The sequence below is a fragment of the Mycolicibacterium pyrenivorans genome (genome assembly GCF_025821625.1).
Classification (GTDB): Bacteria; Actinomycetota; Actinomycetes; order Mycobacteriales; family Mycobacteriaceae; genus Mycobacterium; species Mycobacterium pyrenivorans.
Genome location: NZ_JACKSH010000119.1, coordinates 32,986 through 51,775, shown reverse-complemented (window position 1 = coordinate 51,775; position 18,790 = coordinate 32,986). Strand labels below are relative to the sequence as shown.

At 67.7% G+C, this 18,790-nt stretch carries 17 protein-coding genes and 1 pseudogene; 11 read left to right on the top strand and 7 right to left on the bottom strand.

The genetic code is table 11. The features are described 5' to 3' along the window. Positions 1–22 precede the first annotated feature (22 nt). Complete coding sequence (locus H7I57_RS14875) at positions 23–1,633, top strand: PE-PPE domain-containing protein (RefSeq protein WP_264024322.1); 1,611 nt, start codon at positions 23–25, stop codon at positions 1,631–1,633. An 80-nt stretch (positions 1,634–1,713) separates the two neighbouring features. Here the strand turns inward: H7I57_RS14875 and H7I57_RS14870 are convergent, their stop codons facing one another. The 5 genes and pseudogenes from H7I57_RS14870 to H7I57_RS14850 all read right to left on the bottom strand — a co-directional run bounded on the left by H7I57_RS14870 (position 1,714) and on the right by H7I57_RS14850 (position 6,224). After that, positions 1,714–2,610 carry a cyclopropane mycolic acid synthase family methyltransferase gene (locus H7I57_RS14870; RefSeq protein WP_264024320.1) on the bottom strand — a complete coding sequence of 299 codons (897 nt, stop codon included), beginning with the start codon at positions 2,608–2,610 and terminating at the stop codon, positions 1,714–1,716. 134 nt (positions 2,611–2,744) lie between these two features. Beyond that, positions 2,745–2,922, bottom strand: a pseudogene (locus tag H7I57_RS14865) (class I SAM-dependent methyltransferase); the annotation flags it as partial. After that, entirely contained in the window at positions 2,897–3,802 is a 906-nt protein-coding gene (locus H7I57_RS14860; protein ID WP_264024318.1) for an alpha/beta fold hydrolase, read from the bottom strand. The gene H7I57_RS14860 and the pseudogene H7I57_RS14865, both read right to left, overlap by 26 nt. A gap of 7 nt (positions 3,803–3,809) precedes the next feature. Then, entirely contained in the window at positions 3,810–5,168 is a 1,359-nt protein-coding gene (locus H7I57_RS14855) for an ABC1 kinase family protein (protein WP_264024316.1), read from the bottom strand. A gap of 57 nt (positions 5,169–5,225) precedes the next feature. Continuing rightward, entirely contained in the window at positions 5,226–6,224 is a 999-nt protein-coding gene (locus H7I57_RS14850) for an oxygenase MpaB family protein (RefSeq protein ID WP_264024422.1), read from the bottom strand. A gap of 91 nt (positions 6,225–6,315) precedes the next feature. Between H7I57_RS14850 and H7I57_RS14845 the strand changes: the two genes are divergently transcribed. Together H7I57_RS14845 and H7I57_RS14840 are read left to right on the top strand one after the other, a co-directional pair. After that, positions 6,316–6,936: a TetR/AcrR family transcriptional regulator gene (locus tag H7I57_RS14845; RefSeq protein ID WP_264024315.1), complete on the top strand. Its 621-nt coding sequence runs from the start codon at positions 6,316–6,318 to the stop codon at positions 6,934–6,936. 187 nt (positions 6,937–7,123) lie between these two features. Further along, complete coding sequence (locus H7I57_RS14840) at positions 7,124–7,390, top strand: hypothetical protein (protein ID WP_264024314.1); 267 nt, start codon at positions 7,124–7,126, stop codon at positions 7,388–7,390. A gap of 169 nt (positions 7,391–7,559) precedes the next feature. On the opposite strand, the gene H7I57_RS14835 is transcribed toward H7I57_RS14840, so the two are convergent. After that, positions 7,560–8,162 carry a DinB family protein gene (locus tag H7I57_RS14835; protein WP_264024313.1) on the bottom strand — a complete coding sequence of 201 codons (603 nt, stop codon included), beginning with the start codon at positions 8,160–8,162 and terminating at the stop codon, positions 7,560–7,562. A 2-nt stretch (positions 8,163–8,164) separates the two neighbouring features. Then, positions 8,165–8,698 carry a DinB family protein gene (locus H7I57_RS14830; protein ID WP_264024312.1) on the bottom strand — a complete coding sequence of 178 codons (534 nt, stop codon included), beginning with the start codon at positions 8,696–8,698 and terminating at the stop codon, positions 8,165–8,167. A gap of 94 nt (positions 8,699–8,792) precedes the next feature. On the opposite strand from H7I57_RS14830, the gene H7I57_RS14825 reads away from it, so the two are divergent. The 8 genes from H7I57_RS14825 (at position 8,793) to H7I57_RS14790 (ending at position 18,635) form a co-directional block, all read left to right on the top strand. After that, on the top strand, positions 8,793–9,302 hold the full coding sequence (locus tag H7I57_RS14825) for a DUF2243 domain-containing protein (protein WP_264024311.1): 510 nt from the start codon (positions 8,793–8,795) through the stop codon (positions 9,300–9,302). An 11-nt stretch (positions 9,303–9,313) separates the two neighbouring features. Beyond that, positions 9,314–10,264: a helix-turn-helix transcriptional regulator gene (locus H7I57_RS14820; RefSeq protein ID WP_264024310.1), complete on the top strand. Its 951-nt coding sequence runs from the start codon at positions 9,314–9,316 to the stop codon at positions 10,262–10,264. 15 nt (positions 10,265–10,279) lie between these two features. Continuing rightward, entirely contained in the window at positions 10,280–14,440 is a 4,161-nt protein-coding gene (locus tag H7I57_RS14815) for a glycoside hydrolase family 38 N-terminal domain-containing protein (protein WP_264024421.1), read from the top strand. Then, positions 14,437–15,048: a DUF7158 domain-containing protein gene (locus tag H7I57_RS14810; RefSeq protein ID WP_264024309.1), complete on the top strand. Its 612-nt coding sequence runs from the start codon at positions 14,437–14,439 to the stop codon at positions 15,046–15,048. Before H7I57_RS14815 ends, H7I57_RS14810 begins: the two co-directional genes overlap by 4 nt. A 63-nt stretch (positions 15,049–15,111) precedes the next feature. Beyond that, positions 15,112–16,023 (top strand): ROK family protein, encoded by a 912-nt coding sequence (locus H7I57_RS14805; RefSeq protein WP_264024308.1) that lies wholly within the window; start codon positions 15,112–15,114, stop codon positions 16,021–16,023. A gap of 328 nt (positions 16,024–16,351) precedes the next feature. Then, positions 16,352–16,879 carry a 50S ribosomal protein L10 gene (gene rplJ, locus H7I57_RS14800; RefSeq protein WP_264024307.1) on the top strand — a complete coding sequence of 176 codons (528 nt, stop codon included), beginning with the start codon at positions 16,352–16,354 and terminating at the stop codon, positions 16,877–16,879. A gap of 68 nt (positions 16,880–16,947) precedes the next feature. Continuing rightward, positions 16,948–17,340, top strand: coding sequence for a 50S ribosomal protein L7/L12 (rplL, locus tag H7I57_RS14795; protein ID WP_264024306.1), 393 nt, complete (start codon positions 16,948–16,950; stop codon positions 17,338–17,340). A gap of 215 nt (positions 17,341–17,555) precedes the next feature. Then, positions 17,556–18,635 (top strand): ABC transporter ATP-binding protein, encoded by a 1,080-nt coding sequence (locus H7I57_RS14790; protein ID WP_264024305.1) that lies wholly within the window; start codon positions 17,556–17,558, stop codon positions 18,633–18,635. Positions 18,636–18,790: the final 155 nt, after the last annotated feature.

Below are 18,790 nucleotides of genomic sequence, written 5' to 3'. Positions count from 1 at the left end.
CCGATTGTGTGATCGTTGACGCATGCGTCATCAGGCCCGAGCGCTGGTGCTTGTCTTCCTGTCCCTGTTGACCGCGATGGCGTTGGGCATCGCGTCGGCGTTCATGGGGGCGGTGGCGCTGGGCGCCACCGCGCTGATCGTGCCAGGCACCGGAACCCCGAACGCGAACATCGTCGACGACTACCTCGACAACGCATGGGACCGCTACATCGACGGCGTCGTATGCACGGTCGCCGACGAATGCGACGACCCCGACCTCGTCGGCATCAACTACCCGGCCTCCTTCTGGCCCGTCTCGTTCATCCCCGGATGGTGCGTGTCCGGTCGTTGCGAGAAGTGGAACGTCTCCGTCGGCGAAGGCACCGACAACCTGATCGAGGCGTTGACGCCCTTCCTGGATGAGGCGTCCACCGAGGCCGTCTACTTGATGGGCTACTCCCAGGGGGGCGCCGTGATCGCGAACACCCTGGCGTACCTGGACACCCTCGAGCTTCCGGAATCGGTGAAGGACCGGTTGAAGGTCGTCACCATCGGTGGCATCGAGAACCCCGACGGTGGCCTGTGGCAGCGGCTGGCATGGTTGCGATTCCTGCTCGGCGACCCGATACCGATCCTCGATCTGTCCTTCGAGCCTGGTATGGCCGTCGATACGGGGATCACTTCCACCACAATCGGTTTCAAGTATGACCCGGTGGTCTACGCGCCCCGCTACTGGGGCAACCTGCTGGCGGTCCTCAACATGATCGCCGCGTTCGACACCGTGCACGGGTACTACCTGTCGCCCAACGGGAACGACGAGACGGCGACACTGCCCTACGGCTACACCCCGGGTACGCTCGCGCCTCAGCTGAACTGCGACCTGAACCCGACGAACTGCCGCACCGACAGCTACGGCAACACCTACATCATGGTGCCCGCGACGAGCCTGCCGCTGACGAACCTGATTCGGTCACTGGCGGATTCGATCGGCATCGGCAAACTGGCCAAGCCGTTCATCGACCTGTGGGAGCCGATCCTGACCGTCATGGTCGACCTCGGCTTCGACTGGAGCGGCGACCCCGGGGTGACGAGAAGCTCGACCATCCTGCCGTTCAAGATCTTCCAGAACTGGTTCAAGGTCGGCGTCGACCTCGCCGTCGCCACGGTCAAGGGCATCGAGGCGTTCCTCGGGAACTTCGGAATGGGTTCGCAGGCAACACGATTGCGGGTCGCCGAGAACACCGAGCTCGCGGACAACGAAGGATTTTCGCTGCGGGCGGCCGCAAAGGACGAGCCGACAGAGGCGGGCGGCACCCCACAGGACGACGGCGCCGTGCCGAGCGAAGAGGTTGCGGAGGCCGCCCCGACCGAGGACGTCGTCGCCGAGGACGAGGTCGCCGAGGATGCCGTCGCCGAAGTGGCCGATGCGACCGAGGACGTCGTCGCCGAGGACGAGGTCGTCACCGAGGCGGTTGAGGAGACCGCCGAGGACGTCGCCGAGGAAGAGGTCCTCACGCAGGAGGACGAGGTGACCGACGCGGACGCGACGGACTCTGACGACTCTGACGACTCTGACGACTCTGACGACGACGCCGACGACACGGATACGGCCTCCGGCGATGGCGCGGAGGGCGAAACCAGAGCCGCGGCCTGAGGGCCGTCGACGGAGAATCCCCCGCGATCAGGCGCGCGGGGGATTCTTCTGTGTAAGCCTCGGGGCGCCGGCCCCGATCCTCAGGCGGCGGCGCCCGGCTTCAGGTAGGTGACGAGGCTGACGTCGATGGCCTCGTCGATGAAGTAGTACTGGCAGCCGGTCAGGTACTTCATGTACCGGTTGTAGTTCTCCTCGTCGGTGGCCGCGATGGCCTCGTCCTTCGCGGCTTCCAGCCGGCTGGACCAGATGCCGAGGGTCTTGATGTAGTGGTTGCGCAGCGACAGGGTCTCGGGCACGACGAAGCCCGCCTTCTCGCCGTGCTCGACCATCATCTGGGTGGTCGGCACGCGACCGCCCGGGAAGATCTCGGTGATCATGAACTTGACGAAACGTGCCAGCTCGAAGGTCAGCTTCTTGCCGCGCTCGGCCAGGTCGTACGGGTGGTAACCGACGCTGCTCTGCACCGTCATCCGGCCGTCGTCGGGCAGGATCTCGAAGCACGTCTTGAAGAAGTCGTCCCAGCGGTCCTTGCCGAAGTGCTCGAACGCCTCGATGGACACGATCCGGTCGACGGGGGAGTGGAACTGCTCCCAGCCTTCGAGGCGCACGTCGAAGGTGCGCTCGCTGTCGACCTTGCTCAGCAGCTGGTTGCAGTACGCCTGCTGGTTCTTGCTCAGGGTCAGACCGATGACGTTGACGTCGTACTTCTCCATTGCGCGCTGCAGCGTCAGACCCCAGCCGCAGCCGACCTCGAGCAGCGTCATCCCGGGCTTGAGGTCCAACCGGTCGAGGTGCTGGTCGACGTTGGCGATCTGCGCCTCGGACAACGTGACGTTGGGCCCGGTGAAGAAGGCGCAGCTGTACTTGCGCGTCGGATCCTGGAACACGCCGAAGAAATCATCCGACAGGTCGTAATGGGCCTGAATGTCCTCGAAGTGAGGAGTCATATCCTTCGTGCCGGTGGATTTATCAGACATATTTCCCTTGCTCCGCTTTGAGGACGATGTGGAGACCGTACCGAAAGCGCGGTCCAACTTTCTGTAAACACGCGCCCTGAAGCGTTCACCCTAGCGTTTGGGCAGTCCGCCGATCCAATCCCGGCCCGGGGCGGCTACTTGGCGAGAGTGAACTGGTTGACGTCGATGTAGCCGATCCGCAACCCGTCGGCGCAGCCTGTCAGATAGTGCATGTACCGGTCGTACACCTTGCGACTGCACGGCGATCGCTTCGTCCCTGTGGGACTGCAGCGCCTCGGCCCACAGGTCAGGGGGCCTCGGCGAACGTCGTCTTCAATTCACCGACGATGTCGTCCCACAGCGGCTCGGGGAGCTCGTGTCCCATGCCGTCGAAGAGCACCAGTCGCGCGCCAGGGATCGCTCGGGCGACCGCGCGCCCGCCGGAGGGCCGCATCAGCTTGTCGGCCTTGCCGTGGATGACGACGGTCGGCGCGGTGGTCTGTTTGTTGTACTTGCGCAGGCTGCCGCTGCCGGTGATCGCATTGAACTGCCGTGCGACGCCATAGGGATTGAACGCGCGGTCGTAGAACGCCATCGCGTCGGCGCGCAGCGTCTCCGCCGGCCTCGGATAGCCGGGGCTGCCGATGATGCGGCTGACTCGGACCGAGTTCTCGATGATCACGTCACGCGGCGAGTTCGGCGCCGGCCCGGTGATGACGGCGAGGAGGTGCCGCGGCCCCGGCGGGGGCAGGAGCGCCCGGTTGTTCGACGAGAAGATCACGCCGAGCGTCTTGGTGCGCTCCGCGTGCCGCGCCGCGACGATCTGCGCGATCATCCCGCCCATCGATCCTCCGACCACATGCGCGCGGTCGATGTCGAGGTGGTCGAGCAGCGCCGCCGCGTCGTCGGCCATGTCCTCGAGCGTGTAGAGCGCCGGGCTCGGCCGGCCGAGCGCCGACCGGACCATGTTGCCGACCTGCGAACCCTTGGTGCGCTCCCCGTCGAAATAGGTCGACAGCCCGACATCGCGGTTGTCGAAACGGATCACCCGCAGGCCTTGGTCGACGAGCTTGCGGCAGAAGTCCTCCCGCCAGAACAGCAGCTGTGCGCCGAGCCCCATGATCAGCAGGACGGCCGGGTCGTCGGGGTTGCCCATGTCCTCGTAGTGGATCTTCAGATCCCCCGACAGCGCCTTGCCTTCGCGGATTTCCATGGACGCGTCAGACCTCCAGGTCGCTTTCTTTGTGCTCCCTGCTGATCTCGACCATGAAGTTGGCGAAGTAACCGGTGAGCTGCGGATCGCTCATCATCTGCCAGCGCGGGGCCAGCAGCTTCATGTAGCGCTCGACGTAGAGGAACTGCTTGCCGATGAGGACCAGCTCGCGTGGCAGCTTGACGTCGTAGGCGTCGGCCAGGGCGGAGAGCTGCTTGCCGATCTCGGCGTAGCTCATGTCGCCCAGCGATGACGCGGTCAGCGGGGTGGCGAACTTCTCGAGATCTTTGGCCGCCTGCGCCTCGGGCTTGACGGTGCCCACCGCGCCCATCATCACGACGATCTTGCCCGCCGTGGCGTGGTCCTTCTTCACCAGCAGCGCGTGCACCAACTCCCGCAGCAACCAGCGGGTGCGCGGGTCGATGCGGCCCATGATGCCGAAGTCGAAGAACACGATCTTGCCGTCGTCGTCGACGTACAGATTGCCCGCGTGCAGGTCGCCGTGGAACAGGCCGTGGCGCAGCCCGCCTTCGAAGAGGCTGAACAGCAGCGCCTTCACCAGCTCGGTGCCGTCGAAGCCCTTCTTGCGGATCGCGGCGACGTCGTCGATACGCACGCCGGTGATGCGCTCCATCGTCAGGACCCGCTCGCTGGTCAGATCCCAGTACACCTGGGGCACCCGGATGTTGCGGCCCAGCGGCGAGGCGTGCATGTGCGCGAGCCAGGCGTCCATCGACTGGGCCTCCAGGCGGAAGTCCAGCTCCTCGGCGAGGTTGTCGGCGAAGTCGGCGACGACGTCCTGCGCCGACAGCCGCTGTCCCAGCTTCGCGAACTCGACCAGCCGCGCGCCCCGCTTGAGGATCTGCAGATCAGCTGCCACCCGCCGGCGGATACCCGGCCGCTGGATCTTGACCACGACCTCCTCTCCGGAGTGCAGCGTGGCGTAGTGCACCTGCGCGATCGACGCCGAGGCGAACGGTTTCTCGTCGAACGACTTGAACAGGTTCGCCGGCTCGTCGCCGAGGTCCTCGCGGAACAGCTTGTGGATGGCGTCCGAGTCGGCGGGCGGCACGCGGTCGAGCAGGCTGCGGAACTCGCGCGACAGCGGTTCCCCGAACGCGCCCGGGCTGGACGCGATGATCTGGCCGAACTTGACGTAGGTGGGGCCCAGGTCAGCGAAGGTCTGCGGAATCTGCTTGACGATCTTCTGCTGCAGCGAGCCGCGGCCGGCGAGCTTGCCGATGACGCGGGCGCCGGTGCGGGTCACCTGCCACCCCGTGGCGCCGACGCGGGCTGCTTCGACGGGCAGGGGCACCCGGTCCAGCTTGGCGAGGTCGCGATGCTGTGTCTTTCGGGTGGCGCTCATAGCTGCAGTGTCTCAAAATGCGCGCGCAGGCGAAAAAAGGTGTGTGCCCGGTCACAGTCAGGCGAAGGCGTCCTCGAGTTCGGTGCGGGTGCGGACGGGGTCGCTGCCCGGTTGATAGGTGGGCAGGGTGTGCGGTGCCAGGGCGGGATCGACGCCGTCGGCGACGCGCGCCTTGGCCTGTGCGAACTCCGGCACCGGACCCGCCGCGACGTGGATGCCGTTGATGATCGACCACACCATGGCGCGTCGGGCGGTGCGCTCGACGATGTTCGGGTTGCGGTGCTGGATCAGCCCCATCGCCCACGGCGGCATGGTGTCGCGGACGGCCCAGTTGAGCGCGCTCTGGGGCATCGGCAGGCCGGGGCCGGTCGCCATCGCGGTGCCGTAGGTGACGGCCAACTTCGGCAGGTAGGACTTCAGGCAGTACAGCGTCTCCTGCTTGGTGGACGGCAGGTCGGTGCCGCCGAGTGCGTGCCCGACGCGCACGAACTCACCGTAGTAGCGGTCGATCTGCTTGCCTCGCAACGGTTGTGGGTGATACAGCTCGTGGGCGGTGGCGATGCCCCACACCACCGTCGCATAGTTCCAGCGCAGCCAGTCGGGGTCGTCGGCGTCGTAGCGCGCCCCGTCGGGCCGGATGCCCTTGATCGTGTGGTGCATTGAGCGGACCGCAAGGGCGAGGCGCTCGGCGGTCGCTGTCGACCCGTAGGCGGTGCCGATGAAGAACGCCACCGAATGGCCGAGTCGGACCGCGGCGCCCTTCGGGTCGATCTGGGGCATCGGGTCGTTCTTGGATTCCGGTTTGACCAGGCGTGAGTGGAGTATCCCCATCCAGTAGATCGACGGGTCGAGACGTTCGATGTAGGCGGCACACTGCAGCCCGAAGATCAGCGCCTCCAGGTGGGAGTGCACGTGCCAGACCGCGCTGCCGGGTCCGAACCAACCAGGGTCGCCGATGGGTTCGGCGAACTCCATGCCACGGAAGAAGTGGCGGCGGATGTTCTGATCGATCTGTTTGTCCAGCAGCTGTCCGACGAACTGATGCGGCAGGAACATCCAACCTCCAGGTGTGGTCACGGGTGTAGCCAGAATACCTTTTGGATACGGATGTGACCAGAACTGGCATGCGGCGGCTTAGGCTGAGGCGGTGTCCGCTGCCCCGTCGAATCCGGCGCCCAGTACGACCAAGTGGGCCGGCGTCCCCCTGATCGACCGGCGCGCTGAGCGGCGCGCATCGCTGGTCGACGCTGCCTTCCGCCTGTTCGGCGACGGGGGCGAGGCGGCCCTGTCGGTTCGCTCGGTGTCCCGTGAGTGCGGCCTGAACACCCGCTACTTCTACGAGAGCTTCAAGGACACCGACGACCTGCTCGGTGCCGTCTACGACCTGGTCAGCGCGGAACTCGGCGAGGCGATCGAAAACGCGATGGCCACGGCAGGGGACACGTTGCGCGCCCGCACCCGGGCAGGCATCGCCGCGGTGCTCGACTTCAGCTCCGCCGACCCGCGACGCGGCCGGGTGCTCTTCACCGACGCACGCGCCAATCCCGTACTGACGGTGCGGCGGGCGGCGACGCAGGACCTGCTGCGCGAAGCGGTCCTCACCGAGGGCTGGCGGCTGCACCCCGGCACGGATCCGGTCGCCGCGATGGTGGGGGCGGCGATGTACACCGGCGCCATGGCCGAACTGGCTCAGCAGTGGCTGGCGGGACACCTCGGCGACGACCTCGACACCGTCGTGGACTACGCAATCCAGTTCGTCCTGCGCTGACGTTCCGCCGGAATTGCATTCCAGCAGGGCTTCTCTGGGCTTTTGCCTGCTGGAATGCAATTCCGGCGCCCGGGGGTGACGGTTTCTGCCAGCGGGCGGTCAATTGCTGCCAGGGGGAAATGCTCGCCGCGGTGGCGGAGTTAAACCGGTCAGAAGCCACAAGATCAACACAGGGAAGAGCACGAAAATGAAGAACTTCACCATCGCCACCGCCGCCGCCGCCGGATTCGCCGCCGCCGTCGTCGGACTGGCCGCCCCCGCACTGGCCGCACCGTCGGGCAACGGCAACGCCGCAACGACCATCAGCGAGCTCGAGGCCCATGGCAACCGGGTCATCGTCAACCGCCAGAGCGGCACGGCACTGAGCGACTCGAACGTCGTCTCGATCCGCCAGGGCAGCCCGATCCGCGACTACGTCTGGTCATCGTCAACCGCCAGAGCGGCACGGCACTGAGCGACTCGAACGTCGTCTCGATCCGCCAGGGCAGCCCGATCCGCGACTACGTCTGGGACGCCCAGGGTGACGACAAGATCCGCCAGAACGTCGGCCACGTCCTCTACGTCGAGGTCAAGTAACCCCCAACGAGAAGGGCCGCCCCCGACCGGGGCGGCCCTTTGTCGTGTCACATCGCTGCGGCCGGCTTCCAGGGCTTGAGCCACTCGGTCTCGGGCCACCCCTCCAGTCCGGCCAGCAGTTCGTAAAGCGTTGCACCGTCGATCGTTTCGCGGATGATGTCGCCCTGGCCGGCATGGCGGGCGAGCTCCTCGATCATGTGGAAGATCACCCAGCGCACCGACCACGCGGGCACATCCTTGGGGAACCACGGCACATGTTGCGGAATCGGCACCGCCGCACCCAGATCCGACGTCTCGATGAGCCGGATCGTCTCGGCGTTCTGCTTGTCGAAGTCGGCCAGGATCTCGGCCAGCGTCTCTTCCTCACGCATCACGAATTCATCTGAGTAGTCGGCGGCTTGATCCTCCATCGGGCGCCTGTCGCTCTCGGTGAGTTCCGGCGCCGCGGCCACCCGCTCCATCCAGCCGCGCTGGCAGCTCGTGACGTGCTTGATCAACCCGCCGATCGACAACGTACTGACCGATGGCACGGAGCGGGCCTGCTCGTCGGTCAGCCCGAAGGCGATGGCGCGGAACGCATACTGTTGCGCCGCGACGTACTCCTTGAGTCCGGCGCGCTCGTCGGCGATGGGGGGTGGCATGGCGGGCATCGTCAGTTCTCCTTCTTGTGGGTGTGGATGTAGAGATCACGGAGCAAGGCGATTTCGGCTCCGTGGTGGATCACCTCGCGGTTGATGTGCAAGACCAGGGTCGTCATCGTCTCCTCGGCATACGGGCCTTCCGCCGGTCCGCACGGCGCGGCGAGGCCGGCGTCGTCGAGACCGAGCACGCCGTCACGCCACTGCTCGTACGCCGCGTCGAGCTGGGCGAGGGCGCCGGCCGCGTCGGTGGCGTAGTTCCACGACCCGTAGTCGGCGGGCGGGCCGCCGAAATGGGAGTGCACGCGCATCGCGAGGACGCCGACGATCACATGCGCCAGCCGCCACGCGATGGTCGTGAACGGCTCAGGCTGCGGCGGCGGATACGCGAAGTCGATCCCCCCGTCCGGATGGACCGTCCAGCAGTCGGGGACCGGTTGCCAGAAGTACTCGTCGTCCGTCAGCCCGTCCAGCCGGGGACGCAGCTGCATACGCCAGTGAAAATCGAGCTGTTCTGCCAGGTGGGTGCTCAGGGTTGTCGAACTCATGGTCTCAGCGTCGCACCGTTGTAGGACAGATATTGTCCTAAAACCTGACACTTGGGTGTCGTTTAGTGGGCAAGGGCGCGGGTACGTCGCAGGAATGAGCGGAAATCAATCACCGAGCCTCTGGCCGGGCCTGCTATTCGGCCTCGGATTCGGCGGCTTCATCGACGGCATCGTGCTGCACGAGATCCTGCAGTGGCACCACATGGTCAGCAGCACCGAACCGACAGACACGTTGGGCGGGTTGGAGCTCAACGTCGTCGCTGACGGGTTCTTCCACGTCGGCACCTGGCTGCTCGTGATGGCCGGGTCGGTACTGACGCTGACCGAGTGGCGGCGGGGACGTCTGGCGCCGAACTGGTCCTTCCACATCGGCCTGCTGATCTTCGGATGGGGGGTGTTCAACCTGGTCGAAGGTCTGATCGACCATCAGATCCTCAACGTCCACCACGTCCGCGACGATCTCGGCGCGCCGCTGTCCTGGGACATCGGGTTCCTGATTCTCGGGCTGGTCCTCGCCGGTGCGGGTTGGGCGATCTACCGGCGTGGCGCGCGGGCGCTTGAAGACGAGGCGGCTCAGAGGACAGGTTCTGTCCTAGGTTCCTGACAGTCTGAGGTATGGCCGAAACAACGGGTCGCGTCCTCCAACTGCTCGGCCTGCTGCAATCGCGCCGGGTGTGGCGCGGTCAGGAACTCGCCGAGCGTCTCGGAGTGACGACGCGCTGCGTGCGGCGTGACGTCGATCGGCTGCGAGAACTGGGCTATCCGGTACACGCCAGCACCGGCCACGGTGGCGGCTACCAACTCGGTGCGGGCGCGGCACTGCCGCCGCTGTTGCTCGATCCCGACGAGGCGGTCGCGATGGCCGTGTGTCTGCGCGTCGCCGCAGGAGGCAGTGTCGCCGGGATCGGGGAGTCGGCGTTGCGTGCGCTCAGCAAGCTCGACCAGGTGATGCCCGCGCGGATGCGGTCCCAGGTGTCCGCCGTGCACGACGCGACGGTGACGCTGGGCGCCGCCACGGACACCCCCGTCGACCCCGACGTGCTGATGACGCTGGCCAGGGCCAGCCGCGACCATGAGCACGTCACAGCCGGTTACGTCGACGTCCGGGGCGCCGCCACGCAGCGCCGGCTGGAGCCCTATCGCCTGGTGACCACCGGGCGCCGCTGGTACCTGCTGTGCTTCGACCGCGACCGTGCCGACTGGCGGAGCCTTCGCCTGGACCGGATGTCCGACGTGCGGGCACAGGGCAGCACGTTCATTCCGCGGGAGGCGCCCGACGCCGCGTCGTATGTCCGCCGCGCGATCTCCTCCGCGCCCTACCCCTACATCGCACGGGTGCGCTACTTCGCACCACGAGACGTTGTCGCACAAACGTTTTCGGCCGCTTCGGTGGACATCGAAGCCGACGGCCCCGATGCCTGCATCGTCACCACCGGAGCCGACGACCCCGAGAAGATGGTGCCGTGGCTGGCACTGCCCGGGTGCGACTTCGAGGTGCTGGAGCCGCCGGAAGTCGTCGACGCGGTCCGCGTGGTTGCCGAACGGATCGCCCGCGCCGCTCGGTAGTCTCGACCAATGCCCATCGAGGTGCTCGCGGCGGAGTCGACCGAGCTGTTCACCGGGCCGTCCGATGAACCGCTGCAGCTCGTACGGGTGTCCCATCGCGGCGCCTCGACCCCGACGCCGGTGCGTGTCGACGGACCCGGGTTGCACACCGTCGGCGACGTGCTCGCCGAACCCGACGGTGGGCGGGTCGAGGTCGCGGTCCGCGTCACCGACCCGGTCCCCGGACAGCGGCGGCGGGCCCGGGCGGTGGCCGGTGACAATGCCGTCGAATTCGACTTCACCGTCGCCGAGCCCGGCTGGACGATGTTCATGGTCAGCCACTTCCACTACGACCCGGTGTGGTGGAACACCCAGGCCGCCTACACCAGCCTGTGGACCGAGGAACCCCAAGGGCGGTGCCGGCAGACCAACGGCTTCGAACTGGTCAGCGCCCACCTCGAGATGGCCAGGCGGGAACCGGAGTACAAGTTCGTGCTCGCCGAGGTCGACTACCTCAAACCGTTCTGGGACACCCACCCCGAGCACCGCGCGGACCTGCGCAGGCTGATCGCCGACGGCCGAGTCGAGATCATGGGTGGCACCTACAACGAGCCGAACACCAACCTCACCAGCCCCGAGACCACGATCCGGAACTTCGTGCACGGCATCGGGTTTCAGCGCGACGTGATGGGCGCCGACCCGGCGACGGCGTGGCAGCTCGACGCGTTCGGCCACGACCCCCAGTTTCCCGGCATGGCCGCCGACGCGGGCCTGACATCGAGTTCATGGGCCCGCGGGCCCCACCACCAGTGGGGACCCATGGCGGAGGTGGACGGTCGGGCCGGCGACCCCGAGCGGATGCAGTTCGCCAGCGAGTTCGAGTGGATGGCGCCGTCCGGGCGCGGCCTGCTCACCCATTACATGCCCGCGCACTACTCGGCGGGATGGTGGATGGACTCGGCCGCCTCGCTCCATGAGGCCGAGGCCGCTACCTACGACCTCTTCGCCAAGATGAAGAAGGTCGCACTGACCCGCAACGTGCTGCTGCCCGTCGGCACCGACTACACCCCGCCGAACAAGTGGGTCACCGACATCCACCGGGACTGGAACTCGCGCTACACGTGGCCGCGCTTCGTCTGCGCGCTGCCCCGCGAGTTCTTCACCGCGGTCCGCGACGAACTGCGGACCCGCGGAACGGCGCCGTCACCGCAGACCCGTGACATGAACCCCATCTACACCGGCAAAGACGTGTCCTACATCGACACCAAACAGGCCAACCGCGCGGCCGAGAACGCGGTGCTGCAGGCCGAGCGGTTCGCGGTGTTCGCCGGGCTGCTGAGCGGTGCCACCTACCCCGAGGCGGCGCTGGCCAAAGCCTGGGTACAACTGGCCTACGGTGCGCACCACGACGCCGTCACCGGATCGGAATCCGACCAGGTCTACCTGGATCTGCTGACCGGCTGGCGCGACGCATGGCAGCTGGGGTCCGGCGCCAGGGACAACGCGCTCACCCTGCTCTCCACCGCGGTCGACGCCCAGGTGGTGGTGTGGAACCCGTTGTCCCACAGTCGCTCTGATGTCGTCACGCTCCACATGGACGAGCCCTTCACCGGGCACGTGGTCGACACCGACGGACATGTGGTTCCCGTGCTGTCCGAACACGGCGGGCATTCGGTCACCTGGCTGGCGCGCGGTGTCCCGTCGCTGGGCTGGTGCTCTTACCGGATCGTTCCCGGCCGCCACGTCGACGAGTGGGAGCCGTTGGCGGGCAACCAGATCGTCAACGATCAATACCGGCTGCGGGTCGACCAGGCACGGGGCGGCGGGGTCAGCTCGCTCGTGGCTGCGGGACGCGAACTCATCGCCGACGGCGCGGTGGGCAACGAACTGGCCGTCTACGACGAGTACCCCGCCCACCCCACGGCGGGGGAGGGGCCGTGGCATCTGCTCCCCAGGGGGCCGGTCACCACGTCGGCGCAAGGGCCTGCAACCTCGGTTCGCGGGTACCGCAGCGAGTTGGGTGAGCGTCTCGTCGTCACCGGGGAGATCCCGGGTCTGCTGCGCTACACGCAGACGCTGACACTGTGGCGGGGCGTGGACCGCCTCGACTGCCGCACCATCGTCGACGACTTCACCGGCGCCGACCGGCTTCTGCGGCTGCGGTGGCCGTGCCCGGTGCCCGGCGCCATGCCGGTCAGCGAGGTCGGAAACGCCGTGATCGGCCGCGGATTCGGGCTCCTGCACGAACCGGGATCCGCTGAATCCGTGGACGCCGCGGTGTTTCCGCACACGCTGGACAACCCCGCGTACGGCTGGTTCGGACTGTCGTCCGCGGTGCGGGTGCGCTTCCGGGGCGGGGACGTGCGTGCGGTCTCGGTGGCCGAGGTGGTGGCCCCATCCGTCGCCGACGCCACCACCGCCGCACTGATCCGCGACCTGGTGAGCGCCCTCGCCCGGGCGGGGGTCACCGCCACCTGCTCGGCGGCCGACTCGCCCCGCTACGGCGACCTCGCCGTCGACTCGAACCTGCCCGATGTGCGAATCAGCGTGGGGGGCCCCGCCGACAACGCTTTCACCGCAATGATTCTCGGCGCAGGCACCTCTGCGGCCCTGGCATGGATCCCGGCAGCGAAGCCGCTGCGGGATGTCTGGGTACCCGGCGCTGATCTGCGAGACCCGGGTGCGCTGCCCGTGCTGGTCGTCGGCGCCGACGGGCACACCGACGCCGCCATCGCGGCGCTGATCGACGACCTCGCCGACGCCGAGATCGTCGTCGACCAGGATGTCCGTGGTGCCGTCGAGGACTTCGAAGCGCGCACCGTCGCGGTGATCAATCGCGGGATGCCCGGCTTCGCCATCGACACCGACGGCACCCTGCACGCTTCCCTGCTGCGCTCGTGCACGGGGTGGCCGTCGGGGACCTGGATCGACCCGCCCCGGCGCACCGCTCCCGACGGCTCCAACTTCCAGCTTCAACACTGGACGCACACCTTCGACTACGCCGTCACGGCCGGCGACGGCGACTGGCGCGACATCGACATGCCCTCCCGCAGCGCGGAATTCAATCAGCCGCTGGAGCCGGTCGTCGCCCATCACGACCCGACCTTCGGCGGGCTGCCTGCATGGGGATCCCTGCTGGAGGTGCAGCCGGAGCGCGCGGTGACCATCGGTGCGCTCAAGGCCTTGGGTAACCCGACGGCCGGCGGCAGTGCCCGCCACGTCGACGCGGGTGACGGGATCGCTGTGCGGCTCGTCGAGACGATGGGCCGCGACGTGGAGGTCACCGTGCAGTCGGGGCTGCGCAACATCTCGTCGCCGACCCGCCTCGACCTGATCGAACAGCCACTCGGTGACGAAGCCGACACCGTGCACTTGCACGGCTACGAAATCGCCACCCTGCGAACACAACTCAACCTTCCGCGGGTGCTGAGCGCCGACCAGGTGAACCTGGCCCCCGACGCCGAGCCCGCCCAGCCCCTCTACGCCAGGTACTGGCTGCACAACCGCGGACCGGCCCCGCTCGGCGGGCTGCCTGCCGTCGCGCACCTGCATCCGCACCGTCTCGAGGTGCAGTCCGACGGTGTCGTCTCACTGAGGCTCACCGCAGCAAGCGACGCGACCGATACCGCGTTGCACGGCAGGGTGCGCCTCGTGGCGCCTGCGGGCTGGGATCTCGGGATGGCCGAACTGCCGTTCGTGTTGCCGCCCGGGGACTTCCTGGAGTCGACCATCGAGGTGACGGTGCCGGAGGGTGCGGCGCCAGGACTGTATCCGGTGCGCGCCGAGTTGGCCGCCACCGGCGGGGCCATCCCCGCGTCCTGGCACCAGACCGTCGAGGACGTCTGCGTGATCTCGCTCGGCGGCCACGAGGACACGCTGCTGCGACTCGTCGCCGAACCCCAGTCGGTGGACGTCGCCGGGGGTGAGACGGCGCGACTGTGCGTCACCGTCGGGACCGACGCACATGCCGATCTCGCGGTGGAGGCGCATCTGATTTCGCCATGGGGTACGTGGGAGTGGCTGGGGCCCAACATCATCGGAGATGTCATCCCGGCGCGGGGCGCAGTCGAGCTGGGGTTCGACGTCACCCCGCCGGTGTGGGCGGAACCCGGTCGGTGGTGGGCGTTGATCCGCGTGGCCTGCGCGGGCGAGTTGGTGTACTCACCGGCGGTGTCCGTGCGGGTGCGGCAGCCATGAACGGCGTCGCGGCAACGGTCATGGGCGAGTGCCTGACCGTCGCCGACGTCGATGCCCGGGAACGTGCCTTGCGGGCCGGCGGAGCGGCCGATGCACTGCCGAGGCCGGGGACGGGCGAGGCCCGACAACTGCGCCGCTGGATCACCCAGGTCCTGGTCGCCGAGCGGGTGGTCGCGGCGGCAGCGCGGACGCTCGTTGCGTGCGACGATCGCGCACCGGCCATGCGGGAGGTGTTGCCCGACGAGGTCGCTCGTCTGGAGATCGGCAGCGTGGCGGCGTCCACGCTGGCCCAGCCGCTGGGTCGCGCCGTGTTCGCACGGGTCACCGCGACCGTCGCGGTGAGTGACGCCGCGGTGCGCGAATATCACTGCCGCAACCCCTTCCGGTTCGCTACGCGGCCGGCGGTGCGCGGCGGCTGGCACGGCGCACAGGAGCGCCCCGAACTGGACGAGGTGCGCCCCCTCGTCACCGCGCACCTGCTCGCCGCCGCCCGGCGCCGCGAGTACCGCCGCTGGCTGGACTCGCGATGTGCCGACGTGGTGGCCCTCGCGCAGGGCTACGAACACCCCGGTGATCCACGGCAGCCCGACAACACGCACAGGCACTGATGAGCGCTTGCGCGAAGAGGCGAGGGAACTGATGAGCGCTTGCGCGAAGAGGCGAGGGAACTGATGAGCACTCACGTCCTGGCACTCGACATCGGCGGCACCAAGATCGCCGCGGGCCTGGTCGATCCCGAAGGGACCCTCGTCCACAGCGGGAAGCGGCCCACGCCGGACGGCGACGCCGAGACGGTATGGGCAGCCGTGGAATCACTGCTCGCAGACATGCAGACCGCGGCTGGTGGCACGGTGGCGGCAGTGGGCATCGGGTCGGCGGGGCCGGTCGACATCCCGGGCGGAACCGTCAGCCCGATCAACATCACCGAGTGGCGGCGGTTCCCGATCGTGCAGCGCGTCGCCGCGGCGACCGGTGTGCCGGTGCGTCTCGGCGGTGACGGTCTGTGCATGGCGCTGGGCGAATGGTGGTGCGGCGCCGGGCGGGGCGCGCAGTTCATGCTCGGGATGGTCGTGTCGACCGGCATCGGCGGCGGGCTGGTGCTCGACGGCGCGCCGTACCACGGGCGCACCGGCAACGCCGGCCACGTCGGGCACGTCGTCGTCGAACCCGGCGGGCAGGCGTGTGCGTGCGGTGGCCGCGGCTGCGTCGAGACGGTGGCGTCGGGCCCGCATCTGGCCCGGTGGGCACACGAGCACGGCTGGCAGGCGCCCGCGGACGCCGACGCCAAGGCTCTCGCCGAGGCCGCCAACCGCGGCGACCCCGTCGGCCTGCGGGCGTTCCGGCGCGGCGCGGACGCGGTGGCGGTGACGATCGCATCGGTGGCCGCGGTGTGCGACCTCGACCGCGTCGTCATCGGGGGCGGCGTCGCGAAGGCCGGCGCGCTGTTGTTCGACCCGTTGCGCGAGGCCCTGACCACTTATGCGGGCCTGGACTTCATCCGCGAACTGACCGTGTCTCCCGCCGAGTTGGGCGGAGACGCGGGCCTGGTCGGCGCGGCATACCTGGCCAATTCGGCGCGCTGAGCGACCTACAGAGCCGATTTCCGCGCCCGATCCGCATGCGTTTTGGCTGATCGGGGAGCGGCGCGCTATTCTGACTCGGTTCCACCGAAGACCGTCGGTCACCGATGAGCGCTTGCGCGAAGAGCAAGTACTCGAGAATGAGCGCTTGCGCGAAGAGCAAGTACTCGAGAATCGGTTGAAGGTCCCGGCTCACCCCGGGCGGCCCACGCAGGAGGACGAGGCTAGCTTCTTGTGCGCCCCGACCTGTCTGTGTCGGGGCGTTCGTCGTTTCCGGGCTTCTGCTGAGTTCTCGCGCGACCGGCGGAACACACCCAACGAGGAGGCATGCATGGCCAAGGCTGAAAAGGCCACCGCGGTTGCCGACATCGCCGAGCAGTTCAAGGAGGCGACGGCGACGCTCGTCACCGAATACCGCGGGCTGACCGTCGCCAACCTCAAGGATCTGCGCCGTTCGCTCGGTGACTCCGCCACGTACACCATCGCCAAGAACACGCTGGTCAAGCGTGCCGCGGCGGAGGCGGGAGTCGAGGGCCTCGACGAACTGTTCGTCGGTCCCACCGCGATCGCGTTCGTCAAGGGCGAGGCCGTCGACGCCGCCAAGGCGATCAAGACCTTCGCCAAGGACAACAAGGCGCTGGTCATCAAGGGCGGCTACATGGACGGCCGAGCGCTGTCCATGGACGAGGTCAACCGCATCGCGGACCTCGAGTCCCGCGAGGTTCTGCTGGCCAAGATGGCCGGCGCGATGAAGGCGAACCTGTCCAAGGCCGCAGGCCTGTTCAACGCTCCGGCGTCGCAGGTCGCACGGTTGGCAGCCGCACTGCAAGAGAAGAAGGCCGCCGAAGAAGCCGCGTAGCGGCTGCTCCGATCTGCCACAGAAGCACCACCCACCAGCCAAGAAGTTAAAAACCAGGAAGGACCATCATGGCCAAGCTGTCCACTGACGACCTGCTCGAGGCATTCAAGGAACTGACGCTGCTCGAGCTGTCGGAGTTCGTCAAGAAGTTCGAGGAGACCTTCGAGGTCACCGCCGCGGCTCCGGTCGCCGTCGCCGCTGCCGGCGCCGCCGGCGGTGCCGCCCCGGCCGAGGCCGCCGAGGAGCAGTCGGAGTTCGACGTCATCCTCGAGGGTGCCGGCGAGAAGAAGATCGGCGTCATCAAGGTCGTCCGCGAGATCGTCTCCGGACTGGGCCTCAAGGAAGCCAAGGATCTGGTCGACAGCGCTCCCAAGCCGCTGCTCGAGAAGGTCACCAAGGAAGCCGCCGAGGAGGCCAAGGGCAAGCTCGAGGCTGCCGGCGCTTCGGTCACCGTCAAGTAGTTCGTTCGCTGACGTCGGTTCCGGCCGACGCACAGTGCACAACATCAGCTGTAGGGCTGGTCTGGCAAACAGACCGGCCCTACAGTCGTTTCGAGGGGTCTGCGGTCGGGTGTTCGCAGACCGAGTGTTGTCGCGTGGGCGCGTAGGTTACAGTGACTCAAGCCACAGGCGGGGAACATGTGGCGTGGCGTCTGGCACTGGCGAGAGGAATTCGCGTGGGCATTGGTATTCAGGTTGAGGGATTGACGAAGTCCTTCGGTCCCCAGCGAATCTGGGAGGACGTGACGTTCGACCTCCCCGCGGGTGAGGTCAGCGTCCTGCTCGGCCCCTCCGGTACCGGTAAGTCGGTGTTCCTCAAGTCGCTGATCGGCCTGCTGCGCCCCGAGCGCGGCAAGATCATCGTCGACGGCACCAACATCATCGAGTGCTCTGCCAAGGAGCTCTACGAGATCCGGACACTGTTCGGCGTGATGTTCCAGGACGGTGCGCTGTTCGGCTCCATGAGCCTGTACGACAACACCGCCTTCCCCTTGCGTGAGCACACCAAGAAGAAGGAAAGCGAGATCCGTCAGATCGTCATGGAGAAGCTGGACCTGGTGGGTCTCGGCGGTGACGAAACCAAGTTCCCCGGTGAGATCTCCGGCGGTATGCGCAAGCGCGCCGGTCTGGCCCGCTCCCTGGTGCTCGACCCGCAGATCATCCTCTGCGACGAGCCCGACTCCGGTCTCGACCCGGTCCGTACGGCCTATCTCTCGCAGCTTCTGATCGACATCAACGCCCAGATCGACTGCACAATCCTCATCGTCACGCACAACATCAACATCGCCCGGACCGTGCCCGACAACATGGGCATGCTGTTCCGCAAGAAGCTGGTGATGTTCGGCCCCCGCGAGGTGCTGCTGACCAGCGATGAGCCCGTCGTCAAGCAGTTCCTCAACGGTCGCCGCCTCGGCCCGATCGGCATGTCCGAGGAGAAGGACGAAGGCACGATGGCCGAGGAGCAGGCCATGGCCGACGCCGGACACCACGACGGTGGTGTCGAGGAGATCGAGGGCGTGCCCCCGCAGATCCAGGCCACGCCGGGCATGCCCGAACGAAAGGCCGTCGGCCGCCGTCAGGCGCGGGTCCGCGAGATCATGCACACGCTGCCCCCCGCCGCGCAGGAAGCCATCCGCGACGACCTGGAGGGCACCCACAAGTACGCCGCGCACGAGTTCGCCGGCGAGCCGTCGCACCACCACCGCGCCGAGGACGACGCGCCCACGGGTCGCATCCCCGTCGCGGGCGAGCGCTGATCTCTCTCCGCTGACTCACCGGCCCGGGAATCCCCGGGCCGGTGATTCGTCTCCAGCTGACGGCCTTCGAGGTACCTGACGAGCGGCCTGGTGTCTCGTCGCTCCCGAAATCCGCCAGGGTGAATTTTCAGCAATCTGAGATCCAGACGGTGTGG

Bases quoted from the DNA above. Each gene is read 5' to 3' on its own strand.
- H7I57_RS14875 (WP_264024322.1), top strand. From the start codon at position 23: ATGCGTCATCAGGCCCGAGCGCTGGTGCTTGTCTTCCTGTCCCTGTTG.
- H7I57_RS14870 (WP_264024320.1), bottom strand. From the start codon at position 2,610: ATGTCTGATAAATCCACCGGCACGAAGGATATGACTCCTCACTTCGAG.
- H7I57_RS14860 (WP_264024318.1), bottom strand. From the start codon at position 3,802: ATGGAAATCCGCGAAGGCAAGGCGCTGTCGGGGGATCTGAAGATCCAC.
- H7I57_RS14855 (WP_264024316.1), bottom strand. From the start codon at position 5,168: ATGAGCGCCACCCGAAAGACACAGCATCGCGACCTCGCCAAGCTGGAC.
- H7I57_RS14850 (WP_264024422.1), bottom strand. From the start codon at position 6,224: ATGTTCCTGCCGCATCAGTTCGTCGGACAGCTGCTGGACAAACAGATC.
- H7I57_RS14840 (WP_264024314.1), top strand. From the start codon at position 7,124: ATGAAGAACTTCACCATCGCCACCGCCGCCGCCGCCGGATTCGCCGCC.
- H7I57_RS14835 (WP_264024313.1), bottom strand. From the start codon at position 8,162: ATGCCCGCCATGCCACCCCCCATCGCCGACGAGCGCGCCGGACTCAAG.
- H7I57_RS14830 (WP_264024312.1), bottom strand. From the start codon at position 8,698: ATGAGTTCGACAACCCTGAGCACCCACCTGGCAGAACAGCTCGATTTT.
- H7I57_RS14825 (WP_264024311.1), top strand. From the start codon at position 8,793: ATGAGCGGAAATCAATCACCGAGCCTCTGGCCGGGCCTGCTATTCGGC.
- H7I57_RS14820 (WP_264024310.1), top strand. From the start codon at position 9,314: ATGGCCGAAACAACGGGTCGCGTCCTCCAACTGCTCGGCCTGCTGCAA.
- H7I57_RS14810 (WP_264024309.1), top strand. From the start codon at position 14,437: ATGAACGGCGTCGCGGCAACGGTCATGGGCGAGTGCCTGACCGTCGCC.
- H7I57_RS14805 (WP_264024308.1), top strand. From the start codon at position 15,112: ATGAGCACTCACGTCCTGGCACTCGACATCGGCGGCACCAAGATCGCC.
- rplJ (WP_264024307.1), top strand. From the start codon at position 16,352: ATGGCCAAGGCTGAAAAGGCCACCGCGGTTGCCGACATCGCCGAGCAG.
- rplL (WP_264024306.1), top strand. From the start codon at position 16,948: ATGGCCAAGCTGTCCACTGACGACCTGCTCGAGGCATTCAAGGAACTG.